Annotated in this window: 8 protein-coding genes and 1 pseudogene; 2 read left to right on the plus strand and 7 right to left on the minus strand. The window is 61.3% G+C overall.

Annotation, left to right across the window (positions count from 1 at the left end; translation table 11 throughout):
* Positions 1-260: 260 nt before the first annotated feature.
* Complete coding sequence (locus G3N99_RS29770) at positions 261-431, minus strand: rubredoxin (RefSeq protein WP_004186709.1); 171 nt, start codon at positions 429-431, stop codon at positions 261-263.
* A 254-nt stretch (positions 432-685) separates the two neighbouring features.
* Here G3N99_RS29770 and G3N99_RS29775 point away from each other — a divergent pair, with 254 nt between their 5' ends.
* Positions 686-1,552: a hydroxymethylpyrimidine/phosphomethylpyrimidine kinase gene (locus G3N99_RS29775; RefSeq protein WP_174944448.1), complete on the plus strand. Its 867-nt coding sequence runs from the start codon at positions 686-688 to the stop codon at positions 1,550-1,552.
* 191 nt (positions 1,553-1,743) lie between these two features.
* On the opposite strand, the gene groL is transcribed toward G3N99_RS29775, so the two are convergent.
* The 3 genes from groL to G3N99_RS29790 form a co-directional block, all read right to left on the minus strand.
* The gene (groL, locus tag G3N99_RS29780) at positions 1,744-3,384 is read right to left on the minus strand and encodes a chaperonin GroEL (protein ID WP_043181578.1); all 1,641 of its coding nucleotides are present in this window, start codon (positions 3,382-3,384) and stop codon (positions 1,744-1,746) included.
* Between the two features lie 46 nt (positions 3,385-3,430).
* Positions 3,431-3,724 carry a co-chaperone GroES gene (groES, locus tag G3N99_RS29785; protein WP_011351136.1) on the minus strand — a complete coding sequence of 98 codons (294 nt, stop codon included), beginning with the start codon at positions 3,722-3,724 and terminating at the stop codon, positions 3,431-3,433.
* 607 nt (positions 3,725-4,331) lie between these two features.
* Positions 4,332-5,087 carry a response regulator transcription factor gene (locus G3N99_RS29790; RefSeq protein ID WP_307873432.1) on the minus strand — a complete coding sequence of 252 codons (756 nt, stop codon included), beginning with the start codon at positions 5,085-5,087 and terminating at the stop codon, positions 4,332-4,334.
* A 573-nt stretch (positions 5,088-5,660) separates the two neighbouring features.
* Here G3N99_RS29790 and G3N99_RS29795 point away from each other — a divergent pair.
* Positions 5,661-6,344, plus strand: a complete 684-nt coding sequence (locus G3N99_RS29795; protein WP_174947051.1) for a GntR family transcriptional regulator — start codon at positions 5,661-5,663, stop codon at positions 6,342-6,344.
* A 310-nt stretch (positions 6,345-6,654) separates the two neighbouring features.
* Here G3N99_RS29795 and G3N99_RS29800 read toward each other — a convergent pair whose 3' ends face one another.
* The 3 genes and pseudogenes from G3N99_RS29800 to G3N99_RS42110 all read right to left on the minus strand — a co-directional run.
* Positions 6,655-7,458, minus strand: coding sequence for an EAL domain-containing protein (locus G3N99_RS29800; RefSeq protein ID WP_206124169.1), 804 nt, complete (start codon positions 7,456-7,458; stop codon positions 6,655-6,657).
* 95 nt (positions 7,459-7,553) lie between these two features.
* Positions 7,554-7,781 carry a YadA C-terminal domain-containing protein gene (locus G3N99_RS42105; protein ID WP_346778507.1) on the minus strand — a complete coding sequence of 76 codons (228 nt, stop codon included), beginning with the start codon at positions 7,779-7,781 and terminating at the stop codon, positions 7,554-7,556.
* 88 nt (positions 7,782-7,869) lie between these two features.
* Positions 7,870-8,341: pseudogene (locus tag G3N99_RS42110) on the minus strand (hypothetical protein); the annotation flags it as partial.

Genomic DNA, 8,341 nt, shown 5'->3' on the forward strand with positions numbered 1-8,341 from the left:
TACGGCCGCCGCAGCGGAGAGCGGCGCGGCCGCATCGTCGAGATGCTCGAAAGCGTCGGCGGCCGTCGCAAGCCATGCGTCGGCCGCACGCACGGCCCCGCCGCGCGGGTTGGGCAGTGCGTCAGGGTGGGGAACGTTCGCCGGTTCTGGCCTCATGGACACGCGCGCCTGTCATCGTCAAGTCGCTCGCGCGAGCCTCGACGCGCGAGCGCCGGGTCGATGCGAGGCCTGAGCGGTGTGTCCGTGGGCCAACGGTCCGGTCAGATCTGGACCATCTCGAAGTCTTCCTTGCGGGCACCGCATTCAGGGCACGTCCAGTTGATCGGGACGTCTTCCCAGCGCGTGCCCGGGGCAATGCCCTCTTCCGGCAGCCCGGCTTCTTCGTCGTAAATCCAGCCACAAATCAGGCACATCCAGCTCTTGTATTCCATCTTAAGCCGCGTCGGGAAAGTCGGTAAATTCGGGAGCCATGATGGTACCGTGTCGGGGCCGGACTGCCTAGCAATCGCGCTGGAGTAACGCGACTACGTTGCGCTGCGCTAAAAAATCCGTCGTGCGGGCCGGATTCCGCCGCATAATGGCTGAAAAGTGCGGCCTGCCGGGCAACACAGGGCCGAAAACGCCCATTTCGCCTCGCCGTCCGCATGCCCGTCGCTTTCCCGTTTTTCTCTTGCCCCATTTTTACATGTCCAGCAACGCCCCTCCGATCGTCCTCACCTTCGGCCTGTTCGACCCCACCGGCGGCTCTGGCATTCAAGCCGATCTGTTGACCCTGGCGAGCATGGGCTGTCACGGCGTATCCGTCATGACGGGCTACACCGTGCGCGACTCGGCCGCCTGCGACGAAGTGACGGGGCTCGATCCCGACGTCGTCGCCGCCCAGGCGCGCATGCTGCTCGAGGACATGCCGGTCGCCGCGTTCAAGATCGGCGCAACCACGCGTGCGGAAGTCGTCAGCGCGATCGCCGAGGTGGTCGCGGACTACGACGGCGTGCCGCTCGTACTCGCGCCTGACTTCACGCTCGACGACGAGCACGTGCTCGCCGCCGACGACCTGCGCGAATCGATCGCCGACCTGCTCGCGCCGCAAACCACGCTGCTGGTCGCCGACTACGCGACGCTGATCGCGCTCGCGCAGCCGGACGGCGACGCCGAGCCGCCGAATCTCGACGCGGCCGTCTCGCACCTGCTGTCGCAGGGCTGCGAGTACATCCTGTCGTCCGAGACGGGCTCGCACCGGCTCGTCAACACGCTGTACGGCGAGGAAGGCCAGCTCCGCGAGGACATGTGGGATCGCTCGCCGCACCGGCTGATGGGCATCACCGACACGCTGGGCGCGGCCATCGCGGCACTGCTCGCGAACGGCCAGGAGCCGCCCGAAGCGGTTCGTGAGGCGCAGGAATACCTGTATCAGGCCGTGCGCGACGCGTTCCGGCCCGGCATGGGGGCGTACCTGCCCGACCGGTTCTTCTGGGCGCGCAGCAACGAAGACTCGGATACGCCACCGGCCGTGAAGGCCGACCCGGTGCCGAGGACGTCGCACCGGCATTGAGGGCACGTGCGGCGGCGCGGCAGGCCCCGCTGTCGCGCCATGTCACGCCCTTTGGACGCGACATCTTCGGCCGCCCTGCGCACTCATCGCAATTCGCGCGCACATAAAAAAAGACCCGCATCGCTGCGGGTCTTTTTCTTTGGCTGGAACGCGCATCGCTGCGCGCTCCGGACACCATCGACCGAAGTCGATTACATGTCCATGCCCATGCCGCCCATGCCGCCCGGCATGCCGCCCGGCATCGGTGCGTCTTCCTTCGGCAGTTCAGCAACAGCTGCGTCCGTCGTCAGCAGCAGGCCTGCAACCGAAGCTGCGTTCTGCAGTGCGGTACGCGTGACCTTGGTCGGGTCGACAACACCAGCCTCGACCATGTCGACGTACTCGCCCGTCGCTGCGTTGTAGCCGTAGTTGCCCGTACCTGCAGCAACTGCCGCCACCACGACGCTGGCTTCTTCGCCGCCGTTCGTGACGATCTGGCGCAGCGGCTCTTCCATTGCGCGCAGCACGATCTTGATGCCGGCGTTTTGATCGGCGTTAGCGCCGGTCAGGCCTGCGATCGCGGTGCGAGCGCGGATCAGCGCAACGCCGCCACCTGCCACGATGCCTTCTTCCACAGCTGCGCGCGTTGCGTGCAGTGCGTCTTCGACACGTGCCTTCTTTTCCTTCATTTCGACTTCGGTCGCAGCACCGACCTTGATCACTGCAACACCGCCGGCCAGCTTGGCCACGCGCTCTTGCAGCTTTTCACGGTCGTAGTCCGACGTCGCTTCTTCGATTTGCGCGCGCACTTGCTTCACGCGTGCTTCGATGTTCACGGCTTCGCCTGCGCCGTCGATGATCGTCGTGTTTTCCTTGCCCACTTCGATGCGCTTCGCCTGGCCCAGTTCTGCCAGCGTTGCCTTCTCGAGCGTCAGGCCGGTTTCTTCCGCGATCACCTGGCCGCCGGTCAGGATCGCGATGTCTTCCAGCATCGCCTTGCGACGATCGCCGAAGCCCGGTGCCTTGACCGCAACGGTCTTCAGGATGCCGCGGATGTTGTTGACGACCAGCGTTGCGAGCGCTTCGCCTTCGATGTCTTCAGCGATGATCAGCAGCGGACGGCCAGCCTTCGCGACTTGCTCGAGTACCGGCAGCAGATCACGGATGTTCGACACCTTCTTGTCGTGCAGCAGCACGAACGGGTTGTCGAGGACGGCGACTTGCTTTTCCGGGTTGTTGATGAAGTACGGCGACAGGTAGCCGCGGTCGAATTGCATGCCTTCGACGACGTCGAGTTCGTCTGCCAGCGACTTGCCGTCTTCGACGGTGATGACGCCTTCCTTGCCGACCTTGTCCATCGCTTCAGCGATGCGATCGCCGATCGACGTGTCGCTGTTCGCCGAGATCGAGCCGACCTGTGCGATTTCCTTGTTCGTCGTGCACGGCTTGCTGATCTTCTTCAGCTCTTCGACAGCCGCTGCGACTGCCTTGTCGATGCCGCGCTTCAGGTCCATCGGGTTCATGCCCGATGCGACGTACTTCATGCCTTCGCGAACGATCGATTGCGCGAGGACGGTTGCCGTCGTCGTGCCGTCGCCTGCGTTGTCGCTGGTCTTGGAAGCCACTTCCTTGACCATTTGCGCGCCCATGTTCTGGAGCTTGTCCTTCAGCTCGATTTCCTTCGCGACCGACACACCGTCCTTGGTGACCGTCGGGCCGCCGAAGCTGCGCTCGAGCACGACGTTGCGGCCCTTCGGACCCAGCGTGACCTTGACTGCGTTGGCGAGAATGTTCACGCCTTCGACCATCTTCGAACGGGCGGAATCGCCGAATACGACGTCTTTAGCTGCCATCTTCTAACTCCTTGAATTCTTGGGAATATGTACCGTCGGTGGACGCTTACTTGGCGTTGACCACGGCCATGATGTCTTCTTCGCGCATGACCAGCAGTTCGTTGCCGTCGACCTTCACGGTCTGGCCTGCGTACTTGCCGAACAGGACGCGATCGCCGACCTTCACGTCGAGCGCGATCGGGGCGCCCTTGTCGTCGCGCTTGCCCGGGCCGACGGCCAGGACTTCGCCCTGGTCCGGCTTTTCAGCAGCGGCGTCGGGGATCACGATGCCCGAGGCGGTCTTGGTTTCCTGATCCAGGCGCTTGACGATCACGCGATCGTGCAAAGGACGAAGGTTCATATTCACTCCTCTCTTGACTGAGATTGAAGAACGCTTAGGGAATCTGCCTAGCTTATCGCCCGGCAGAGAATTGTTAGCACTCTCGTGCAGCGAGTGCTAATTATATGGACGGGTTTTGACAAATTCAAGAAGGGGGGTTTGCGGTTTTTTTCGGGGCGGCAAGGCTCGCCCGACCTTGAGCGTGGCTCACTTGCGCGTGAGCCCGACACGATCGGGGCGAAGCAAGGCAAGCGACGATATGCCCAGCAAAAACAATAACTTACCATGACGAGCGATCGACCTCCGACGGAGCCGGGAGGATGCCGCGAGCCGCTGACATGACCCTTCGTCACGGGAAATTCCCCAAGGGCAACGATACCTCAGGGAAATCCCGCGTATCTGGGCGAACGCGGGCAAATTAAATGGGGCCCGGACACTCCGCCGTGGTCACGATGCGGACGCGCCGCGACACGCGCGCACTCGCCAGCCCCGAACGTCCCGGTCGTCGATACGTCACGCATCGGATCCGTGTGATCACGGGTGCAAAGCCAAGCTGCCGGCCCGATAACGGCCATGAGCAGCCCGGATCAACTCCACGTCATTCACCGGACGAATCTTCCGGAATGTTCTATGCCAGCGCGGAGACGGGACTCTCGGAGATGGCACGCTGCGACGCCTGGCCGGGAACGACCAAATGCCTTGCCATCGAGATCTCATCGACGGTATCGAGCCGGTAGCCATGCGTATATACGGCGCTCAATTGAAGCCCGTTCTCGGGACGAAGCGCCAGTTTTTGTCGAAGTCGATAGATGTGGGTGTCGAGACTCCGCGATGTTCCATCCAGCGCTCGCCCCCAAGCCAGCGTCGACAAGGAATCCCGGGAAAGTACGCTCCCGATGTTGTTGAACAGGAAAGTCGCCAGCGCAAATTCCTTCGCCGTCAAATCGATGATTTTTCCATGCACGGCGATCGTACGCGCAAGCGGATTCAAGACATACGCCCCGACCTCGACCCTGCTATCGAGTTTCTTGTTGCGGGCCTTTCGACGCAACAGCGCATTGACGCGAGCCGCCAGCTCGATCTCGCGGAACGGCTTGCCGATGTACTCGTCGGCGCCTGCGTCCAGCGCAGCGGCGACATCTGCCTCAAGCGTTCTCGCGGCCAGGAACAAAACACCCGGTTCGTCCCCGACATTAGCCCGAATCCAGTGCAGCAGATTGAGGCCGTTGGCATCCGGAATTCGCCAATCGAGCACGATGAGGTCGACCATCTCCTTCTTCAGAAAATGAACAGCTCGCGCGCTATCGCACACCCGGAAAATTTCCCGATTTGATCCTCGTAGCGCCCTTTCAAAGGCGGACGCCTGGTCCGGATCGCCTTCCACTAACAAGATACTCATAACACCCCCAGCCTTCATCGACTCGAATGATTTTCATCGCACTCCAAATCGATCGCCCGAATACACAGGCATGAACATGATGGTTTCTTATTTAATAAATGCGATCGATTTAAACCAATCCCGCCTCAACGCCAACCGCAAAGCCTCGACAACACACCGCCTTCCAACCCTGTCCGTCACCCTGTTTTTTAAAAGCGCGCCCCGGTTCTGCCTCGAACGCAAACGAACGGCGCCCGCGGCGGGTTGGCAGACAGTCGCACGCAGAACATCGCGAGACTGCCGGGCACGCCGGCACCCAGATTGAAGGCACTCACGCTGGCCTCGCGAGCAGTCAGCCCATCGGGAGATTCACCGTCGCGTGGCACGGCACGACTCATCCCACCGTCAGGCATGTCACTTAGATGTTACTAACATATCAGTAGAATATCGAAACACCCGCCGAAGATCAAAGAGGGGTAAACCCGTTTGTCGACCTTGCCCCTTTTTAGCGCCGAGTTGAAATCAGGGGGCGACCGGACTAATATGTTAGTGATATTCCTCTGGCAATCACTCAGGCACATGAACGGACTGACGGGCAGCACCCTTGCCGAACAGGCTCACCAGAAACTCGAGGAGCTCATCGTCACGCTTGAGCTTGCGCCCGGCAGCGTGTGGTCCGAGGCATCGCTCGCAGAGAAGCTGAATACGGGGAGAACACCGGTTCGCGAGGCCGCACAACGATTGGCTGCATCGCATCTGCTGCAGATCGTTCCTCGACACGGCATCATGATCACCGTGCCGAACATTCACGATCAATTGCTCGTGCTCGAAACGCGTCGTGAACTCGAACGGCTCATTGCACAACGCGCTGCACGGCGGGCGTTACCCGAGGAGCGCGAGCAGATCCGCGACGTCGCCAGGAAACTCGACGCGGCTGGCGAAGCACGAGACGTCGTCGCCTATTTGAGATGCGTCTACACGCTCAATCAGCTCATCGCGCAGTTCTCCCGGAATCGGTTCGCTGCCGAGGCTATTGCGCCGTTACATGCACTGTCCCGGCGCTTTTACTTCATGCATCACAAGAAGCTGGATGATTTGCCGGCGGCGAGCCTGCAGCACACGAGAGTCGCGCGCGCAGTCGCTGACGGCGACGAGCAGGAAGCCGGGCGCACATCCGACATGATGATTGACTATATCGACGCATTTACGCGAGATTGCTTTACTCGCGACTTTGAGCCGCATCACTCGCGAGCAGCCGTCTGATGGCACTTTTCGGTTTCGATTGACGAAATCGACCCATGGTTGTGCCGTGCCTCTTGGCGCGCCACGCAGCACGTTCGATCGCGTGTCGTCGATGAATCGAGCATGCGCGCCTATCCGGCAGCTACTGCGCAAGCTCGATCGTGTACATGCCGATATCGGCCGACGTCATCGTTTCCGAAGAGATCGTTCGGGCACACCGCCGATGTCGATCGGACCACACCGTGGAAACAACGAGTCACCCGCGAGACACACGGCAAGACATCACCGCACGCCTGCCGCCCCTACCCACCCCGAGTGGCGGCGCCGCCCTTCACCGCGGAATTCCACACCTTTCGATCAACCCATCCATCTGCTCCTCTCGAATGGGTTCGGAGATGTAGTATCCCTGGCAATCGATCTGCGCCATTGCTTTCAGCCATTCGAACTGAGCCCTGGTTTCGACACCTTCCACAACGACGTTCTTCTTCAAGCGGGTCCCGAGCTCGACGAGCGTTTCGACCATGGTCCTCGATTCAGAATTTTCATGAACGTCGCGCATGAAGGATCGATCCAGCTTGAGTGTGTCGACTGCCAGGCAATGCAATTTGGTCAGTGACCAGCATCCCGAACCAAAATCGTCGATTGCGACACTCACGCCAAGATCCCGAATCGATGCAACGGCAGCGGCAAGCGCATCGATCGGGCCTGGATCAACGGACTCCGTCAATTCAATTTGAAGATTCCCGGCACAGACGGCATAGGAATCCAGAACAAGCGCCAGTCTTCTTGCCATCTCCGGCCGCGTAATCTCGCGAGCGGGCAAATTGACCGACAGGGATAAATCGCCATATCCAAGCGCAGCCCAACTGGCGAGCACCCGCACGGACTCCTCGATCACATAATCCGTAAACCGGCATGTCAGATGCGAATTCTCGACAAGGTCAATGAACGCCGCCGGCATCAACATGCCATGCTCCGGATGATGCCAGCGTATCAACGACTCGAATCCGGACAGCAATCCGGTCTGAACGCGGAGCTTGGGTTGATAAACGAAAAAGAACTCTTTCCGAACCAATCCACGCTCCGCGTCTTCGACAAGATCACCCGTCCTGCAACGCACGGCCGTACCATCCACAGCAATCTCCCATGCACGCACTCAAGATCTCAGTGCCTGCTGATACAGCCCGGCTTCCACTCCGGGCTTTCCGTCGGCCGTGCATCCCCATGCGATTACTTCCACTGGTACAGCATGCCGGCGCCGATCACCTTCTGACCACCGCTGAAGCCACCGTTGATCGACGCTTTCAGGTTGTCTGTGATGCGAGCCTGCATGTTGACCGCCATGGCCTTCTGGCCGAGGAAGGTCGACGTGCCTACGCCCATCCCGAAGTTGGCGTCGCGATCGAGCTGCGGGATCGACGCCATCGCGCCGACGGCCGCGATACCCTGCTTCGCCATCTGGTCGGTCTGCTGCAGTTGCGAACCCAGCGAGTTGATCTGCGCCTGCTGGCCCGACAGTGCCGTCGACAGCGTCGTCTGCACCTGCGTCAGCTGGTTCACGTTCACCGCGTCGGTGCCTTGCGTACCCGGTGCGACGTTCGTGATCTGGCGCTGCTGCGTGTCGCTGCCGACCGACACCACGTTCGAGCGGCCGCCGTCCGTCGAATTCGCGCCGATCGCCACCGAGTTCGAACCCGCGGTGACGGTCGGGACGTCGGTGCCCTTGCCGTTCATGTCGGCCGCGATGCCGTTGTTGTTGGCGGCGCGCGTCGTGTTGTTGTTGATCGTCGTCGACAGCGAGTTCAACGTGTTGTTGATGTTCGTCACGCCAGTCGACAGCGAGGCCACGTTGCTGTTCGTCGTGCTCAGGCCGGTGGACAGCGAGCCGATGCCGGTCGAGGTCGACGTCGACAGCGAGTTGACGTTGCTGTTCGTCGAGCTCAGGCCCGTCGACAGCGAGTTGATCGCGGTCGAGGTCGACGTGGACAGCGAGGCCACGTTGCTGTTCGTCGCGCTCA

Source organism: Burkholderia sp. Ac-20392 (assembly GCF_017104585.1).
In the GTDB taxonomy this organism is placed as follows: domain Bacteria; phylum Pseudomonadota; class Gammaproteobacteria; order Burkholderiales; family Burkholderiaceae; genus Burkholderia; species Burkholderia lata.